Source organism: Achromobacter sp. (genome assembly GCF_032102605.1).
GTDB lineage: Bacteria > Pseudomonadota > Gammaproteobacteria > Burkholderiales > Burkholderiaceae_B > Achromobacter.
Map to the genome: position 1 here is coordinate 60,817 of NZ_DAMDGT010000010.1, position 16,900 is coordinate 77,716.

A 16,900-nucleotide genomic window follows, 5' to 3' on the forward strand; every position below is an offset into this window, starting at 1 on the left:
AGGCTCCATTTGTTTGTTATTGAGTAATGACGTGCTTTTTGTACTGGTGGTGCACGCCGAAACACGTACTCTACAGGGTTTTCCCGGCCCGTGCTACTTGGCCGGGAAGCAAAAATGAGACCAGAGTTTTCCAGCTGAAAAGCCTCTGAAAATCACGCCTGCAGCACCTGCGCGAGCGCCGCCAGAAGCAGGTCGCATTGCGCTTCCGTACCCACCGTGATGCGCAGAAATTGGTCAATCCGCGCATGACGAAAATGGCGCACGATGATGCTGCGTTCACGCAGTTCGGCGGCCAGGACCGCCGCGTCTTTTGAACGATGTCGGACGAACACGAAATTCGCGGCCGACGGCAGCACCTCGAAACCTAGCGCTTCCAGCCCCGCCGCCATCCGCGACCGGGTGGCGATCACGGCTTGGCGAGTCTGCTCAAAGTACTCCCTATCTTCCAAGGCCGCCACCGCTCCTGCGGATGCCAAACGATCGATGGGGTAGGAGTTGAAACTGTTCTTTACCCGCTCAAGACCGTCGATCAGGGCGGCGCTTCCGACGGCGAAACCGACTCGCAGGCCCGCGAGCGATCGCGACTTGGAGAGCGTTTGCACCACCAGCAGGTTGTCGTAACGGGAGACCAGCGGAATCACCGATTCTGCGCCGAAGTCCACGTATGCCTCGTCCACGACGACGACCGTATCTGGATTGCCGGCAACGATGCGTTCGACCTCGGCGGCGCTCAGAGCGCGCCCGGTAGGCGCATTGGGATTCGGGAAGATGATGGCGCCGGCCTGCCCGTGGCGCGCGGGCAGATAGTCGTCGACATCGATCCGGAAGTCGGCCGTCAACGGCATGGGCTGGTGCTCGATGCCGTAAAGACCGCAATACACCGGATAGAAGCTATAGGTGATGTCCGGAAAACGCAGCGGCCGGTCATGCTTGAGCAGCGCAAGGAACACGTGCGCCAGGACCTCGTCGGAGCCATTGCCCACGAAGACCTGAGCCGGCTGGGCGCCGACGGCCGTGGCGATGGCCTGACGCAGGCGGTCGGACGACGGATCTGGATAAAGCTTGAGCGTGTCGTCGCAAGCCTCGCGGATCGCATCGAGCACCTTGGGCGAGGGTCCGTAAGGATGCTCGTTGGTGTTCAGCTTGACCAGGTTCTGAAGCTTGGGCTGCTCGCCCGGGACATAGGGGCTGAGCGTCCCGACGACGGGACTCCAGAAACGGCTCATGGATCAGCTTTCCTGCGCGTAAGGGTTATGCGAAGACTTGAATTCGATGCGCAACGGCGTGCCGGCGAGGTCGAACGCATTGCGGAAGCGCGTTTCGAGGTAACGACGGTACGAATCCGGAATGGCATCAAGCGCGTTGCCGTGGATGACGACCAGCGGCGGATTTTGTCCGCCCTGGTGCGCATAACGCATCTTGGGACGGAAAATGCCCTTGCGCGGCGGCGGCTGCTGTTCGACCGCGGCTTGCAACTCGCGCGTGAGCTTGGGCGTGGACAGCTTGGCGAAGGCGGCTGCATGCGCGGCGTTGATTGACTTGAGCAAGGGTTTGATGCCCTGCCCCTGCAACGCCGAAATCGTGTGCACGCGCGCGAACGAGAGGAAACGCAGTTTGCGGTTGAACTCGCGTTCGATGCGCTCCTTTTCTTCGCCGTCCAGGCCATCCCATTTATTGACGGCGACGACCACGGCGCGCCCGGTTTCCAGCACGAACCCGGCGATATGCGCGTCTTGTTCGGAGATCTCGGTTTGCGCGTCCAGCATCAGCAAGACGACGTTGCTGGCCTCGATGGCCTGCAAGGTCTTGATGACGGAGAACTTTTCAACGGCTTCGAACACCTTGCCGCGCTTGCGCAGGCCAGCGGTGTCGATGAGCGTGTAGCGCCGGCCGTCGCGATCGAAATCGATTTCGATCGCGTCGCGCGTGGTGCCCGGCATGTCGAACGCGATCACGCGCTCTTCGCCCATGAAGGTGTTGATAAGGGTGGACTTGCCTACGTTGGGACGACCGACGATCGCCAGCTTGATACGGTGATCGTGCTCGCCTTCTTCGACGGGTTCTTCTTCCGAAGGCGGCTCGGCCAGATCCTTGAGCGCGAGCTCGATCAGGTCGACGATGCCGTCGCCGTGCGCAGCCGAAATGGGGTGGGGTCGGCCAAGGCCGAGCTCATGGAACTCGGCGATGGCGGGACCCAAACCCATGCCTTCCGCCTTGTTCACGGCCAGCAATACGCGTTGCTGACCCGATTTGCGCAGCAGTTGGGCGATTTCGTGGTCGTGCGCGTTCAGGCCTGCCCGCGCGTCGACCAGGAACACCACGACGTCGGCTTCAGCGATGGCCTGCCGCGTCTGGCGGGCCATTTCGCGCAGGATGCCATCCTTGGCGACGGGTTCGAAACCGCCGGTATCGATAGCGATGAACGGAATCTCGCCTACCCTGCCCTCGCCGTAGTGGCGATCGCGGGTCAGGCCGGAATAATCGGCCACCAGCGCGGCGCGCGATCGCGTCAGGCGGTTGAAAAGGGTCGATTTCCCCACATTGGGGCGGCCGACCAAGGCAACGACAGGCTTGAAGGACACGGTGTAAGGCTTTGGTTTATAGGTTTCAGTTGGTGCCGATCATGACGAGATTGCCATTGCCCGTCTGGACCAGCACACCTTGGGGGGTCGTCTGCGGCGGCGTCACGATCGCGCCGCCACCCACGGACAGGCGCGCCAGCAGGCTGCCGTCACTACGCGACAGGAAGTGCAGATAGCCATCCAGGTCGCCCACGGCGAGCGCTCCCCCCAGAATAGCCGGTGCGGTGAGCTGGCGGTTCTTCAGCGCAGCTTGCTTCCAGACATTGCCGCCATTATCCATCGCAAACGCGTTCACCACGCTGTTCTGGTCTGCGGAATAGGCGAAGCGGTCGTCGAGCGTAAGGCCGCTGACGCTGGAAAAATCCTTCGCCCAGAGGGGACGGCCGCCCGCAGTGACGTCGAAGCAGACGATGCGTCCCTGGTAAGCGACTGCGCACAGCAGGGTGCCGGCCAGGCGCGGGCTGCCGACGACGTCGGTCAGGCGTTCGAGGTCGCTGGCGCCGCGCGGCGTCGCGACGGTGCCTTCCCATTGCACGTTGCCGCTATTGGAAGCAATGGCCATGAGCTTGCCGCCCGGCAGGCCGGTAATGACCAACCCTTCGGCCAGAACCATCTGCGACACGCTGCGCAAGGCCAGCGAGGGGCCCGGACGCTGCACGCTCCAGACGCGCTCGCCATTATTGGCGTCGAAAGCCTGGATGCGGTAGTCGCCGCTGCGCACGACAACGATGCCGTAGCCGACGACCGGCGGCACGCTGACGTCGCTGGAGGCGCGGACCTTCCACTTCACCTTGCCGGTGTCGTCGAAAGCGATCACGTCGCCATTGGGCGAAGCGACTGCGGTGGTGGTGCCATCACTACCGGCGCCTGCGGACAGCTTGCCGTCGACCCTGGCCTTCCAGATGGCGCGACCGCTTTGCAGATCGAACTTGCCCACGGAACCGTCGGGCGTAGCCGCGTAGACGGCATCGCCCAGCACGGTGGGCGCGAAGCCCAGGCCGGAACCGCTGCCGATGGACGTGGACCATACCTGGCGCACGGACATGCCGGCCTTGTATTCAGTCAGGGGAGCGGGGTCGTAACGGCCGTCGTCGTGGGAAAACATGCCGCATCCGCCCAGCGCAAGCAGGCTTGCCAGCAAAACGGCGCCGCGCCACGTACGGCCAGGTGCAAATTTACGCATTACAGTCACGCTCCGCTCAAGGCATCCAGTTTCAGTTGCACGACCTGGGTCAGGGGGTTCGCCATGCCCAGGCCATCGATGGCGCTTTGCCACGCCGCGCGCGCCTCGTCGCGCTTGCCCTGCGCGGCCAGAACGTCGCCACGGCGGTCCGCGAACAACGCGGCAAAGGCAGCGGGCGGATTGTTCAGTTGCGCCAGGGCGGCATCGTATTGCTTCTGGTCCAGCAGCATGCCGGCCAGACGCAGACGCGCGACGGCCTGCATGGACGGGTTCTTGCCCTGCCCGGCCAGCCATTCAAGCTGTTCGCGAGCACCGGCCTCGTCCTTCTGAGCCTGCAGCGCCTGCGCGGCAACGAGCGCGCCGCGTGCGGCATAGCCGGTATTGGGGTACTTGTCGCGCAGCGTCGCGGCGGCAGTCTTGATACGCACCGAGGAATCGGCGCCGCCCAGGCGGGCCGCGTCTTCGAGCGCCTCGAAGTAGCCCATGGCCTGGTTGGCGCGATGCGATTCAAACGCCTTCCAGCCCCACCAGCCGCCCCAGGCCAGGAGCACGACGGTCGCCAGCGTGAGCACGAGAGTTCCGTAGCGGGCCCACCACGCCTTGATCGCGTCGAGTTTTTCCTGTTCTTCCAGATCGTATGCCATGCCTTAACCCTTGTTGTTCAATGCATCGGCCAGATTCGCCAACGGAACCTGCTGCTGCGCCGCCTCGCCCTGTTCCTGCGCGCGCAGGAATTTGACGCTGGCGGTCTGCGACGCCACTTCATCGGCGCCAAGGATAACCGCAACGCGAGCGCCGCTGGCATCCGCGCGCTTGAATTGGGACTTGAAGCCCGCCGAACCGGCATGAACGATGACTGACAGGCCAGCGTCCCGCAGGTCTTCACCTACGCGGGCGGCAAGGCGCTGCGCGTCTTCACCCTGATGCACGACGTAGACATCGCATTCCGCGGGAGCGGCAACTTCGACGCTTTGTTCCCACAAATCCAGCAGGCGTTCCATGCCAATGGCGAACCCCACGGCGGGAGCCGACTTGCCGCCCAGCAGTTCGATCAGGCCGTCGTAGCGGCCTCCGCCGCAGACGGTGCCTTGCGAACCGAGGCGGTCGGTAACCCACTCGAAGACGGTCAGGTTGTAGTAGTCCAGGCCGCGGACCAGGCGAGGATTCAAGCGGTACTCGATTCCGGCGTCCGACAGGCGCTGGCACACGCCATCGAAGTGCGCGCGGGATTCTTCGCCCAGGAAATCGAACAGGCGCGGCGCGCTGTCGGCCATTTCCTGCATGGCGGGGTTCTTCGTGTCCAGCACGCGCAGCGGGTTGCTATACATGCGGCGCTGGCCGTCTTCGTCCAGGACGTCGCGATGCTTTTCCAGATGCTGGATCAGGGCAGCGCGATGCGCGGCGCGCTCGGCCGGCTGCCCCAGCGAGTTCAGTTCGAGGCGCACGTCTTTCAGGCCAAGCAGCTTCCAGAGGCGAGCCAGCATGACGATCAGTTCGGCATCCACATCGGGACCAGCAAAGCCGAGCGCTTCGACGTCGATCTGGTGGAACTGGCGATAGCGGCCGCGTTGCGGACGTTCGTGGCGGAAGACCGGACCGATGGAGTAGACGCGCTGCGGGCGGTCATAGAGCAGGTTGTGCTCGATGGACGCGCGCACGATGCCGGCCGTCATCTCGGGCCGCATCGTCAGCGATTCGCCATTCAGCGCATCGGTGAACGTGTACATCTCTTTTTCGACGATGTCGGTGACTTCGCCAATGCCGCGCGCGAACAGGCGCGTATGCTCAAGCACGGGCGTACGCACATTGCGATAGCCGTAGCCGCGCAGCCAGCCGCGCACGATTTCCTCGAATTGCTCCCAGCGGGCGCTTGCCCCTGGCAACAGGTCATTCATGCCGCGGATGGCGGCGACTTTCTGGAAAGCTTGAGTCATCTTGATCATGCCGCGCCGCGCGCCGGCGCGCGGGCGGCTACACCCTTACTTTAGTGAGAGGCGAGCGCGCCGTAGCGACGCGCAACGTATTCTTCAACGATGGCCTGGAACTCTTCGGCGATATGGTCGCCCTTGAGCGTAACGGTGCGCTCGCCGTCGACGAACACCGGGGCAGCCGGCACCTCGCCGGTGCCGGGCAGACTGATCCCGATGTCGGCATGGCGGCTTTCGCCCGGCCCATTGACCACACAGCCCATCACCGCGACGTTCATGCTTTCGACGCCGGGATATTGCGCCCGCCACACCGGCATCTGCCGGCGCAGGAACGTCTGGATGCTGTCGGCAAGTTCCTGGAAGAACGTGCTGCTGGTGCGTCCGCAACCCGGGCAAGCGACGACCATGGGCGTGAATGCGCGCAGGCCCATGGTCTGCAGGATTTCCTGCGCGACGATGGCTTCGCGGCTGCGCTCTCCGCCAGGTTCCGGCGTAAGCGAAATGCGGATGGTATCGCCGATGCCCTGCTGCATCAGCACGGCCAGCGCGGCCGTGGACGCCACGATGCCCTTGCTGCCCATGCCGGCTTCGGTCAGGCCCAGGTGCAGGGGATAGTCGCATCGCGCGGACAGGTCACGGTAAACCGCGATCAGGTCCTGCACATGGCTGACCTTGCAGGAAAGGATGATGGCGTCGCGGCGCAGGCCGAGTTCTTCAGCGCGCTGGGCGTTGCTGATGGCCGACACGACGAGCGCGTCGCGCATGACCGCCTGCGCCTCCCAGGGCTGGGCGCGCCGGCTGTTTTCGTCCATCTTGCGCGCCATCAGTTCGTGGTCGAGGCTGCCCCAGTTGACGCCGATGCGCACGGGCTTGTCGTACCGGCAGGCGACTTCGATCATCTGGGCGAAGTTGTCGTCGCGCCGCTTGCCTCCGCCCATGTTGCCGGGGTTGATGCGGTACTTGGACAACGCCTGGGCGCATTCGGGGAATTGCGTCAGCAGCTTGTGGCCGTTGTAGTGGAAATCGCCCACCAACGGCACGTTCACGCCCATGCGGTCGAGCTGTTCGCGGATGGCGACGACTTCGCGGGCCGCTTCGGGCGTATTGACGGTGATGCGCACGAGCTCGGAGCCGGCCTGGGCCAACTCTTTGACCTGGATCGCAGTGGCGATGGCATCCGCGGTGTCGGTGTTGGTCATGGACTGCACCACGACCGGGGCGTCGCCCCCCACCGTCACGACGCGGTCGCCCCACTTTACTGCGACGGAACGCGTGACACGGCGCGCCGCAGCCCCGACCGGGGGAGGCGGCGCATCCTGGCAAGGCAAAGAGGAATCTTGCATCGGTTGAAGCCGGGTTACTTGGTCGGTTTCGGCAGCCAGTCGGCCGGCAGCCATTGCTGCGGCAACCAGCCTTGCCAGAAGGCATACGCCACGCCGGCGGCCAGCACCAGCACGATGGCGATCAGCCAACCCCAGGACGTCGACGACGAACGCTCGTCCTCGGCGCTGGATTGGGGAATGGAGTGCGCCGAATGCAACGCGCCCGGGCTGAGCCTTACGGGGCCGGTGACGCGGGCCTTGGGATCGAGCGAATCGACGATGGCCTGCGAATCCGCGCCTAACAGGCGCGCGTAGTTGCGGACCAGACCGCGCAGAGAAACGCCGGTGGGCAGGTTGTCCCACTGCTCGTTTTCAAGGGCTTCGATCTGCTTCGTGGAAAACTTGATGCGGCTGGACACTTCGTCGAGCGACCAGCCCTTGGACTGGCGCAGGACGCGCAATGCGGAGCCGACGCTGCCCGCAGCGCCTGCGGACGTTTCAGAAACTGCAGAAGCGAAATCCTGCGTCATGCGTGCACCTGTTTAATTGGTATGGTCTGGCGCTGTGCGGCGTTGCGCTCGGTAATCCGAGTGCGATCGCGCACCTCTCCGGCCAACTGGCCGCAAGCCGCATCGATATCGTCGCCCCGAGTCTTGCGGACCGTCGTGATGATGCCGGCGTCCATGAGACGCTGAGCAAAGACTTTCACGCGCGCCGAGGCCGAACGCTTCAGGCCGGACGCAGGAAACGGGTTGAACGGGATCAGGTTGAGCTTGCAACGCACCTGGCGTGCAATGTGGATCAATTCTTTGGCGTGCTGGTCGGTGTCGTTGATGCCGTCCAGCATGCAGTATTCAAAAGTGATGAAGTCGCGGGGCGCAAACGCCAGATAGCGTTCGCAAGCGGCCAGCAGTTCCTTCAGGGGGTACTTCTTGTTCAGCGGCACGAGTTCGTCTCGCAGCGCATCGTTGGGCGCGTGCAGCGAAACGGCCAGGGCAACCGGACAGTCCTGCGACAGACGGTCCATCATGGGAACCACGCCGGACGTGGACACCGTGACGCGGCGACGCGACAGACCATAGGCGTTGTCGTCGAGCATCAGGCGCAAGGCCGGCAGGACCTGGTCGTAGTTGAGCAGGGGTTCGCCCATGCCCATCATCACGACGTTGCTGATGACGCGCGTGTCTTCGGTGGCGCGGGCAGTTTCAAGGCGGGCGGTGCCGATGTCGGCCTCGAGCACGCGCTTGGCCCACCACAACTGGCCGATGATTTCGCTGGTCTTGAGGTTGCGGTTGAAGCCCTGGTGCCCTGTCGAGCAGAAGCGGCAGTTCACCACGCAGCCTGCCTGGCTGGATATGCACAGCGTGCCGCGATCGTCTTCGGGAATGAAGACGGTTTCGATGGCATTGCCCTGCCCCACGTCGAACAGCCACTTGCGGGTGCCGTCGGTCGAGCGCTGCTCGATGTTGACGGGCAATGCTTCGATACGGCAGTGCGTCGCAAGTTGGCCGCGGAATTCGCGGGCCAGGTCGGTCATGGCGTCGAACGAATCGGCGCCGCGCTGGTGCATCCAGCGCTGCAGCTGACGGGCGCGGAACGGCTTGCCGCCCCACTGCCCGACCAGATCGGACAAGGCGGAGCCATCAAGCCCCAGCAGATTGATTCGTTCGACGGATTCCATGACCAGGTAAAACTAAAGCGCTTTCAACAATCGAGCCGAAAAATTAACGGCTGTGGATGTTGATTTCGGGGAAGAAGAAAGCCACTTCGACAGCAGCCGTTTCCGGAGCGTCGGAGCCGTGGACGGCGTTGGCGTCGATGCTGTCGGCGAAGTCGGCGCGGATGGTGCCGGCGGCCGCCTTCTTGGGGTCGGTGGCGCCCATCAGGTCGCGGTTCTTCTGGATGGCGTCTTCGCCTTCCAGGGCCTGGACGAAGACCGGACCCGAGATCATGAAGTCAACCAGGTCCTTGAAGAAGGGGCGTTCCTTGTGCACGGCGTAGAAGCGTTCGGCATCGGCGCGCGACAGTTGGATCAGGCGGGCGGCGATGACCTTCAGGCCGGCTTGCTCGAAGCGGCCGACGATCTGGCCGATGACGTTCTTGGCGACGGCGTCGGGCTTGATGATCGAGAGGGTGCGTTGAATGGACATAAGGACTCCGAAAACTGGTTTTCTGACGGGTTTCTGGTTAATTGCCTGGTGAGGCTCTGCGCTTGCCGGTGCCGCCGTTCGGCGCCGCCCGTCAAGCATCATTGCGCTGTTGGCGCGCAGACGTCCCGATGAGGGCATCGGGCCGTCCGGAGCCACCGACCAGGACAGGGATTCGACACTGCCGACCTGTCGGACGCGTCCTGGATTGCCTGCGGGATTCCAGATGTGCACGAACACCGACTATTTTCGCGCACGTTTCTGAAGGAATCCTCAATGAATTCAGGGACTTCTAAAAGGTTTACAGTAACCCGGTATTCTAACACGCTGAGAAGACCGCATTACATCTTAAAATGAGCGGTTTGCTGCCCGCTTCCCAGGCGGGCGCCCCTGTCTGCCGGAACCCTGTAATGACTCAAGCTGCCTCCCCGAACGCCGCGCCTCTCGCGGGCGAAACCCCGGAGCTCTCCAAGAGCTTCGAACCCTCTGACTTGGAATCCCGCTGGTATGCCGAATGGGACAAGCGCGGGTACTTCACGGCCGGCCAGCACGTAAAAACGGGGACGGAAAGCCAGCCCTACGTCATCCAGTTCCCGCCGCCCAACGTGACCGGCACCCTGCACATGGGCCACGCGTTCAACCAGACCATCATGGACGGTCTGGTCCGCTATCGCCGCATGTCGGGCGACGACACCGTGTTCATCCCGGGCACCGACCATGCCGGCATCGCCACGCAGATCGTCGTGGAAAGACAGCTGGATGCCCAAAAGGTTTCCCGCCACGACCTCGGCCGCGAGAAATTCGTCGAGAAGGTCTGGGAATGGAAAGAGAAGTCCGGTAACGCCATCACCGAGCAGGTCCGCCGCCTGGGCGCCTCCGCCGACTGGCCGCGCGAATACTTCACCATGGACGACCGCATGTCGCGCGGCGTGGTGGAAACCTTCGTGCGTCTGTATAAACAGGGACTGATCTATCGCGGCAAGCGCCTGGTGAACTGGGATCCCAAGCTGCTCACCGCCGTGTCCGACCTGGAAGTCCAGTCCGAAGAGACGGATGGCCACATGTGGCACATCCTCTACCCCTTCGTCGATGGCCCGCAGACCATCGTCGACAAGGACGGCCAGACCGTCACCTTGCGCGGCATGACCATCGCCACGACCCGTCCCGAGACGATGCTGGCCGACGGCGCCCTGTGCGTGCACCCCGAGGATCCGCGCTACAAGCACCTCGTGGGCAAGCAAGTCGAACTGCCGCTCTGCGACCGCAACATTCCGATCATTGCGGACGACTTCGTGGACCCCGAATTCGGCACGGGTTGCGTGAAGATCACGGGCGCGCACGACTTCAACGACTACGCCTGCGCGATGCGCCATGATCTGCCGCTGATCGTGATCTTCACGCTGGATGCGCACATCAACGCGAACGGCCCCAAGCAATTCCAGGGCATGGAGCGCTACGAGGCCCGCAAGGCCGTGGTGGCGCAGCTGGAGACCGAAGGCTATCTGGTCAAAGTCGAGCCGCACAAGATGATGCAGCCCAAGGGCGACCGCACGGGCGTCGTGCTGGAACCCATGCTGACCGACCAGTGGTTCGTGGCGATGAGCAAGCCCGCGCCGGAAGGCACGCTGAACCCCGGCAAGAGCATCACCGAGGTTGCGCTGGAAGTGGTGGCGGACGGCCGCATTCAGTTCTACCCGGACAACTGGACGACCATCTACAACCAGTGGCTGAACAATATCCAGGATTGGTGCATTTCGCGCCAGCTCTGGTGGGGTCACCAGATTCCGGCCTGGTATGCCGAAGACGGCCAGGTTTTCGTGGCCCACGACGAGGCCGACGCCACCGCGCAGGCGCGCGCCGCCGGCGTCACGGGCCCGCTGACGCGCGACCCTGACGTGCTGGACACGTGGTTCTCGTCCGGCCTGGTGCCCTTCACGACGCTGGGTTGGCCCGAAAACACGCCCGATCTGCAGCGCTACCTGCCGTCCAGCGTGCTGGTCACGGGCTTTGACATCATCTTCTTCTGGGTCGCCCGCATGGTCATGCTGACCACGCACCTGACCGGCCAGATTCCGTTCAAGCACGTCTACGTGCACGGCCTTATCCGCGACGCGGACGGCCAGAAGATGAGCAAGTCCAAGGGCAACACCCTGGATCCGGTCGACTTGATCGACGGCATCGATCTGGACGGCCTGGTTGCCAAGCGCACCTATGGCCTGATGAATCCGAAGCAGGCCGGCGCCATCGAAAAAGCCACTCGCCGCCAGTATCCGGACGGCATCCCGGCATTCGGCACGGACGCGCTGCGATTCACGATGGCCGCGTACGCCACGCTGGGTCGCAACATCAATTTCGACCTGAAGCGCTGCGAAGGCTATCGCAACTTCTGCAACAAGCTCTGGAACGCCACGCGCTTCGTGCTGATGAACACCGAAGGCCACGACCTGACGGTGCCGGATGCCGGCGAGCTGTCCTTCGTGGACCGCTGGATCGTCAGCCAGATGCAGACACTGGAAGCCGACGTCGCGCGCGGCTTCGCCGACTACCGCTTCGACAACGTCGCCAATGCGCTGTACCGCTATGTGTGGGATGAGTACTGCGACTGGTACCTGGAGCTGGCCAAGGTGCAGATCCAGACCGGCACGCCGGCTCAGCAGCTGGGCACGCGCCGCACGCTGATCCGCGTCCTGGAATGCGTGCTGCGCCTTGCGCACCCGATCATTCCGTTCATCACGGAAGAGCTCTGGCAAAAGGTGTCGGTGGTGGCTGGCAAGCGCAAGGAAGGCGTCGCCGACAGCGTCAGCGTGCAGCCTTACCCGAAGGCCAACCCCGACGCCGTCGACACGGACGCCGAAGCGGCCGTGGCCGAGCTGAAGGCGCAGGTCGAGGCCGTGCGGGCGCTGCGTGGCGAAATGAGCCTGCCGCCCTCGCAGAAGGTGCCGCTGTGCGCCCAGGGCGACGCACCCATGCTGACGCGCAACGCGCCGTACCTGGCTGCGCTGGCCAAGCTGAGTCAAGTCGATGTGCTGGACGCCCTGCCCGATGCGGGCGCGCCGGTGCAGGTCGTGGGTTCCAGCCGATTGATGCTGCACGTCGAAGTCGACGTGGCCGCCGAGCGCGTGCGCCTGGACAAGGAGATCGCGCGCCTGGCCGGAGAAATCGCCAAGGCCCAGGGCAAGCTGTCCAACGCCAGCTTCGTCGAGCGTGCGCCCGCGGCCGTCGTCGACCAGGAAAAGGCGCGCATGGCGCAGTTCGGTGAAACCCTGCAAAAGGTGCAGGAGCAGCGCGCCAAGCTGGGCGACTGACCTTCCGCCTGACCGTGGAACCGATAACCCCGGACTTCGCTCCGGGGTTATTTTTTTTGCGTTCCGAAAGCGTCAGACCCCGCCGTCGGTCATCCTGTACCAGGTCACTACCGCGTTCACATACAGCCGGCGCAAACCATACAGCGGGAACGGCACGACCGGCGACAACGGCAATGGCAGCGCGTTGGCGTCGCCGGTCGCCACGTACTGCGCCATTGCGCGCCCCATGCTGGTCTGCAGACCGACGCCGCGCCCCTGGCAGCCGATGTCCACCAGCAGCCCGGGTTGCGGCTCATGCAGATGCGGCAGGTAGTCGCGCGTGATGGCGACGCGACCGCACCAGCGGAACTCGATCGGCGTACCCGCCACCTGGGGAAACATCTTCACCATCACGCGTTCCAGATGCGCCCAATCGGCATCCCCCCTGGGCTCACGGAATGGCCCGCGGCCGCCCATCAACAGACGGCCCTGGTGATCCAGGCGAAAGTACAGCAGCAGGTTGCGCGTGTCGGAAGTGACGTGCCCGTCCGGAAAGATGCCGGCCCGGATGCGGTCCGGCAGAGGCGCCGTCGCGACCTGGAAAGTATTCGCGTCGATGATCGACGGCTTGAGCCCCGGCAGGAGATCGCCGCAATAGGCATTGGTGCACATCACGACCCGGTCGGCCGAGACGGTCGGGCCGAGCGCCGTTGATGCCGTCCACTTCCCGCCGTCTCGCTTTAGGCCGGTGACGGGCGTACCCGTGTACAGCATGGCGCCCGCATTCAAGGCGGCGCGAGCCAGGCCGCGCACGTAGCTCAAGGGCTGAATCGCCCCCGCTCGCCGGTCCACCCAACCCCCCAGGTACTTGTCCGCGCCGATCAACCGCGCCACCTGCGCCCGGTCCAGGGGCTGAGCATCCACGCCCAGCCGCGCCCATTGCGCAGCGCGGTCGTGCGCCACGCGCAAGGCCTCGGGATTGTGCGCGCCCTGGATCCAGCCCTTGCGCACACGAGGCACCTCCATGGCATGCCGTTCGATGAGGTCGAACACGGTGTCTGCCGTGGATCCCGCAAATCGCAGCAAGCGTTCGCCACGTTCGGGACCAAACATGGACAGCAAGTCGTCGGGGTCGTATTTCAAGCCCGGGATGACCTGCCCGCCATTGCGGCCCGAACCGCCGAAGCCTATCTCCCGCGCTTCCAGCAACACGACCCTGACGCCGTGCTCCGCCAAGTGCAGCGCCGTGCTCAGTCCGGCGTACCCGCCGCCAATGACGAGCACGTCCGCCTGCGTGGACGCGCCCAGCGGCTCGGTGGGCGGCGCCGCCGCCGCGGTAGCCGCCCACAACGAGGGGGAAAGAGGAAACGGCGATTGCTGCATGGGGCTTCCTTACATGGGATGCAGCACGCGACGCAGGAAGTCCTGCGTGCGGGGATGCTGCGGATGATTCAGCACTTCGCGGGCGGCGCCCTGCTCGACCATGACCCCGCCATCGAAGAACATCACGCGGTCGGCGACTTCTCGCGCGAAGCTCATCTCGTGAGTCACGACGACCATCGTCATGCCGGCCTCGGCCAGCTTGCGCATGACGCCCAGGACGTCGCCCACCAGTTCGGGATCGAGCGCCGACGTCGGCTCGTCAAACAGGATCGCTTTCGGCCGCATCGCCAACGCCCGCGCGATGGCCACACGCTGCTGCTGGCCGCCCGACAACTGGTTCGGATGCGCGTTCTCCTTGTCAGCCAAGCCCACGCTGGCCAGCAGTTCACGCCCCCGCTCCAAGGCCTGGGCGCGAGGCTCCTTCTTCACGAAGATCGGTCCTTCGATCACGTTCTCCAGCGCCGTTCGATGCGGGAACAGGTTGAAGCGCTGAAACACCATCGCCACCTGCGTGCGGATCGAAACGATCGACGGGGCATCGCAATCCACCAACTCTCCGTCAACCGTAATGCGGCCGGCGTTGTAGCGCTCGAGACCGTTGATGCAACGCAGGATGGTCGACTTGCCCGAACCGGACGGCCCGACGACGCAGACGACTTCACCCTGAGCGACCTCGGCATCGATGCCTTTCAGGACCTCGAGCGAGCCAAAGCTTTTGCGGACGCCTTGCAAGTGGATCATTTGGTTGCGTTCCTTTTTTCAAGATGACGCACCAGCAAGATGAGCGGCACGCACATGACCAGATACATCAGCGCCACGAGCGAAAACACGGTCGCATTCTTGAAAGTGGAAACGGCGATCAGCTTGCCTTGCAGGGCGAGTTCCGCGACCGTGATGGTGGACGCCTGGGACGAGTCCTTGAGCATCATGATCATGATGTTGCCGTACGGCGGCAAGACGATCTTCACGGCTTGCGGCAGCACGACGCGCCGCATCGTGAGGCTCCAGCTCATGCCCATCGCCATCGCGGCCTCGACCTGGCCGCGGTCGATAGCCTGTATGCCCGCCCTGAAGTTTTCGGCCTGATAGGCCGAGTACGCGACGCCCAGGCCGATGATCGCCGCCTGCACCGCACTCAGCGACACACCCATATCGGGCATTACGAAATAGATGTAGAAAAGCAGCACGATGATCGGAATGCCGCGCAGCAGATTGATCAGGCTGGCGCTGAATCCGGACAGATATTTGTTGCCCGACACGCGCATCAGCGCCCACACCAGCCCCAACACCGTGGACAGCGCCAGCGAGCCCAGGGTGACTAGGATCGTGAGCTTGGCGCCTTCCAGCAGGATCGGCATGAACTCTGCCGCGTCTTTGAAGAATTGCATCATGAATCAACCCGCCTCGACATAACTTGCGCGCAAGCACGACAGATGCGACCCGTCCGGCGCGTTCGGCGCGCCGGACGGAGCGTGTGATTGCCTGGGCCATGCGGCCCTGGCGGGCATCAGGCCCCGCCCAGCCCCCACTTCTTCAGGATGGCGTCGATGGAACCGTCCGCCTTCAGCTTGGTCAGCGCCTTGTTGATGCGATCGAGCAGTTCCGTATCTTCCTTGCGCGTGGCCAGGCCGAGGCTGCCCATGATGGTGGGCTGGTAGGACTGCGCCATCTTGAGGTTCGGATAGTTGCCCTGGGTAAGGATGTACGCCGCGATCGGATAGTCCATGAAGCCGCCCTGGATACGGCCGGCATTGGCGTCGCGCATCATGTCGGGGGGGTTGTCGTAAAGCTTCACTTCCTTGAAAACGCCGCTTTTCTGGATGGGTTCGACGAACGCGGTGCCGACCTGTACGCCCACCGTCATGCCCTTCATGTCGGCGAACGACTTGTAATCCTTGTTGTCCGTCTTCAGCACCATCAGGCCTTCACCATAGCGATAGACGGGTTCCGAGAAGCTCACTATCTGCTGGCGCTGAGGCGTGATGAACATCGCCGCCGACACGATGTCGATGCGCTTGGAGGTCAACGATCCGATCAACGCCGAAAACGCCATGGGCTCGATCTGCACCGAGAATCCCGCCTCCTTGCCGACCGCTTTGACGATGTCGACCATCACGCCCTCGATGCTGTTCGACTTGGTGTCGAGGAACGTGAACGGACTGCCGGTGGGCGTGGAGCCCACCTTCAGCACAGTCTGGGCTTGCGCGCCCGCGGCCATGGACAATGCTGCGAATACAGAGACAACCAGAGTCTTGAATTTCATGACATATCCTCATCGTGGCAAAAGAGCCGGGCTGCGGCGTTGCGGCCCGGTGGCAGGACGGCCCCCTGTGCCCTCCCGCTGCGTTGGTGCTGCGAGCTTATGGCGTCTGTCGCGTGTCGTCCCCCGAGGCCTGAGTGATGTTGGATATGGCCCAGATGACCTCGGTCGTCTGAGTCCCCGGATTGCACCAGCGGCGCGGCGTGCTGCTGGCATAGCAGAAGCTGTCGCCCTCCTGCAGGCGGATGACGTGGTCGCCGACCCAAAGCTCCAGCACGCCCTTCAAGACCACCCCGATCTGCTCGCCCTGCCCTGTCACGAATAGCTCGTTGCCGGTGGATCCACCCGGCGCGATCGACGCCCGGCACAGGTCCATGCTGCGGCATGCCGAAGGCGTGTACATCTCTTTGCTGATGCCCTTTTCCTTCAGGTCGATGAAGCGATGGGTGCCTGCGCGCGCGACGCGGCCATCTTCTTCACCGCCGGTATGCTCGGCGTTGCGCAACAGTGAATTCACCGAGACGCGGAACTCGAGCGCGAGCAGATGCAGGACTTTCACGGAGGCGGAGCTGAGGCCTCTTTCAATCTGGCTCAGCAGGCCGAGTGACATGCCGCAGGCGCGGGCCACTTCGGCGAGGGAACGACCCTGCTGTTTGCGAAGCTGGCGAAGTTGCTGGCCCAGCCAAAGGTCGACAGCGGACCCCGGCCGCTCCGCCCGGACGATGGGCGATGACGGCGCGGCGGCGGCACGGCTTACGCGGGCGGGGGAGCTCATATGAAAATTTCACATGTGTGTAATTTTCAATGCTAA

The 16,900-nt window shown here is 63.9% G+C and carries 15 protein-coding genes; 1 reads left to right on the forward strand and 14 read right to left on the reverse strand.

The genetic code is table 11. The features are described from left to right. Window positions 1-152: 152 nt before the first annotated feature. Genes hisC through ndk form a run of 9 tightly spaced genes read right to left on the reverse strand, consistent with a single transcriptional unit; the run spans window position 153 to window position 9,165 of the window. Window positions 153-1,226, reverse strand: coding sequence for a histidinol-phosphate transaminase (gene hisC / locus RT614_RS21450; protein WP_313624141.1), 1,074 nt, complete (start codon window positions 1,224-1,226; stop codon window positions 153-155). 3 nt (window positions 1,227-1,229) lie between these two features. Beyond that, window positions 1,230-2,582, reverse strand: a complete 1,353-nt coding sequence (gene der / locus RT614_RS21455; RefSeq protein ID WP_313624142.1) for a ribosome biogenesis GTPase Der — start codon at window positions 2,580-2,582, stop codon at window positions 1,230-1,232. A 25-nt stretch (window positions 2,583-2,607) separates the two neighbouring features. Next, window positions 2,608-3,765, reverse strand: a complete 1,158-nt coding sequence (gene bamB / locus RT614_RS21460; RefSeq protein WP_313624143.1) for an outer membrane protein assembly factor BamB — start codon at window positions 3,763-3,765, stop codon at window positions 2,608-2,610. A gap of 5 nt (window positions 3,766-3,770) precedes the next feature. After that, the gene (locus tag RT614_RS21465; protein WP_313624144.1) at window positions 3,771-4,409 is read right to left on the reverse strand and encodes a YfgM family protein; all 639 of its coding nucleotides are present in this window, start codon (window positions 4,407-4,409) and stop codon (window positions 3,771-3,773) included. A 3-nt stretch (window positions 4,410-4,412) separates the two neighbouring features. After that, a complete protein-coding gene (gene hisS / locus RT614_RS21470; protein WP_313624145.1) occupies window positions 4,413-5,699 on the reverse strand; it encodes a histidine--tRNA ligase in 1,287 nt (428 codons plus the stop codon). Window positions 5,700-5,749: 50 nt separating this feature from the next. Next, window positions 5,750-7,036, reverse strand: coding sequence for a flavodoxin-dependent (E)-4-hydroxy-3-methylbut-2-enyl-diphosphate synthase (gene ispG / locus RT614_RS21475; protein ID WP_313624146.1), 1,287 nt, complete (start codon window positions 7,034-7,036; stop codon window positions 5,750-5,752). Window positions 7,037-7,050: 14 nt separating this feature from the next. Continuing rightward, on the reverse strand, window positions 7,051-7,545 hold the full coding sequence (locus RT614_RS21480; protein ID WP_313624147.1) for a helix-turn-helix domain-containing protein: 495 nt from the start codon (window positions 7,543-7,545) through the stop codon (window positions 7,051-7,053). Continuing rightward, window positions 7,542-8,696 carry a 23S rRNA (adenine(2503)-C(2))-methyltransferase RlmN gene (gene rlmN, locus RT614_RS21485; protein ID WP_313624148.1) on the reverse strand — a complete coding sequence of 385 codons (1,155 nt, stop codon included), beginning with the start codon at window positions 8,694-8,696 and terminating at the stop codon, window positions 7,542-7,544. Before rlmN ends, RT614_RS21480 begins: the two co-directional genes overlap by 4 nt. A 43-nt stretch (window positions 8,697-8,739) precedes the next feature. Next, window positions 8,740-9,165 (reverse strand): nucleoside-diphosphate kinase, encoded by a 426-nt coding sequence (gene ndk / locus RT614_RS21490; RefSeq protein WP_313624149.1) that lies wholly within the window; start codon window positions 9,163-9,165, stop codon window positions 8,740-8,742. Window positions 9,166-9,572: 407 nt separating this feature from the next. Here ndk and RT614_RS21495 point away from each other — a divergent pair, with 407 nt between their 5' ends. Further along, on the forward strand, window positions 9,573-12,467 hold the full coding sequence (locus RT614_RS21495; protein WP_313624150.1) for a valine--tRNA ligase: 2,895 nt from the start codon (window positions 9,573-9,575) through the stop codon (window positions 12,465-12,467). A 72-nt stretch (window positions 12,468-12,539) separates the two neighbouring features. Here RT614_RS21495 and RT614_RS21500 read toward each other — a convergent pair whose 3' ends face one another. From RT614_RS21500 to RT614_RS21520, 5 genes are all read right to left on the reverse strand, one after another. Then, window positions 12,540-13,829: an FAD-binding oxidoreductase gene (locus tag RT614_RS21500; protein WP_313624152.1), complete on the reverse strand. Its 1,290-nt coding sequence runs from the start codon at window positions 13,827-13,829 to the stop codon at window positions 12,540-12,542. Window positions 13,830-13,838: 9 nt separating this feature from the next. Continuing rightward, window positions 13,839-14,570: an amino acid ABC transporter ATP-binding protein gene (locus RT614_RS21505; RefSeq protein WP_313624153.1), complete on the reverse strand. Its 732-nt coding sequence runs from the start codon at window positions 14,568-14,570 to the stop codon at window positions 13,839-13,841. Next, window positions 14,567-15,220 (reverse strand): amino acid ABC transporter permease, encoded by a 654-nt coding sequence (locus RT614_RS21510; RefSeq protein WP_313624154.1) that lies wholly within the window; start codon window positions 15,218-15,220, stop codon window positions 14,567-14,569. Before RT614_RS21510 ends, RT614_RS21505 begins: the two co-directional genes overlap by 4 nt. A gap of 116 nt (window positions 15,221-15,336) precedes the next feature. Next, window positions 15,337-16,092 carry an ABC transporter substrate-binding protein gene (locus RT614_RS21515; RefSeq protein WP_313624155.1) on the reverse strand — a complete coding sequence of 252 codons (756 nt, stop codon included), beginning with the start codon at window positions 16,090-16,092 and terminating at the stop codon, window positions 15,337-15,339. A 97-nt stretch (window positions 16,093-16,189) separates the two neighbouring features. Next, on the reverse strand, window positions 16,190-16,864 hold the full coding sequence (locus RT614_RS21520) for a helix-turn-helix domain-containing protein (RefSeq protein ID WP_313624156.1): 675 nt from the start codon (window positions 16,862-16,864) through the stop codon (window positions 16,190-16,192). Between the last annotated feature and the right edge of the window lie 36 nt (window positions 16,865-16,900).

Bases quoted from the DNA above. Each gene is read 5' to 3' on its own strand.
- hisC (WP_313624141.1), bottom strand. From the start codon at position 1,226: ATGAGCCGTTTCTGGAGTCCCGTCGTCGGGACGCTCAGCCCCTATGTC.
- bamB (WP_313624143.1), bottom strand. From the start codon at position 3,765: ATGCGTAAATTTGCACCTGGCCGTACGTGGCGCGGCGCCGTTTTGCTG.
- RT614_RS21465 (WP_313624144.1), bottom strand. From the start codon at position 4,409: ATGGCATACGATCTGGAAGAACAGGAAAAACTCGACGCGATCAAGGCG.
- hisS (WP_313624145.1), bottom strand. From the start codon at position 5,699: ATGACTCAAGCTTTCCAGAAAGTCGCCGCCATCCGCGGCATGAATGAC.
- ispG (WP_313624146.1), bottom strand. From the start codon at position 7,036: ATGCAAGATTCCTCTTTGCCTTGCCAGGATGCGCCGCCTCCCCCGGTC.
- RT614_RS21480 (WP_313624147.1), bottom strand. From the start codon at position 7,545: ATGACGCAGGATTTCGCTTCTGCAGTTTCTGAAACGTCCGCAGGCGCT.
- rlmN (WP_313624148.1), bottom strand. From the start codon at position 8,696: ATGGAATCCGTCGAACGAATCAATCTGCTGGGGCTTGATGGCTCCGCC.
- ndk (WP_313624149.1), bottom strand. From the start codon at position 9,165: ATGTCCATTCAACGCACCCTCTCGATCATCAAGCCCGACGCCGTCGCC.
- RT614_RS21495 (WP_313624150.1), top strand. From the start codon at position 9,573: ATGACTCAAGCTGCCTCCCCGAACGCCGCGCCTCTCGCGGGCGAAACC.
- RT614_RS21500 (WP_313624152.1), bottom strand. From the start codon at position 13,829: ATGCAGCAATCGCCGTTTCCTCTTTCCCCCTCGTTGTGGGCGGCTACC.
- RT614_RS21505 (WP_313624153.1), bottom strand. From the start codon at position 14,570: ATGATCCACTTGCAAGGCGTCCGCAAAAGCTTTGGCTCGCTCGAGGTC.
- RT614_RS21510 (WP_313624154.1), bottom strand. From the start codon at position 15,220: ATGATGCAATTCTTCAAAGACGCGGCAGAGTTCATGCCGATCCTGCTG.
- RT614_RS21515 (WP_313624155.1), bottom strand. From the start codon at position 16,092: ATGAAATTCAAGACTCTGGTTGTCTCTGTATTCGCAGCATTGTCCATG.
- RT614_RS21520 (WP_313624156.1), bottom strand. From the start codon at position 16,864: ATGAGCTCCCCCGCCCGCGTAAGCCGTGCCGCCGCCGCGCCGTCATCG.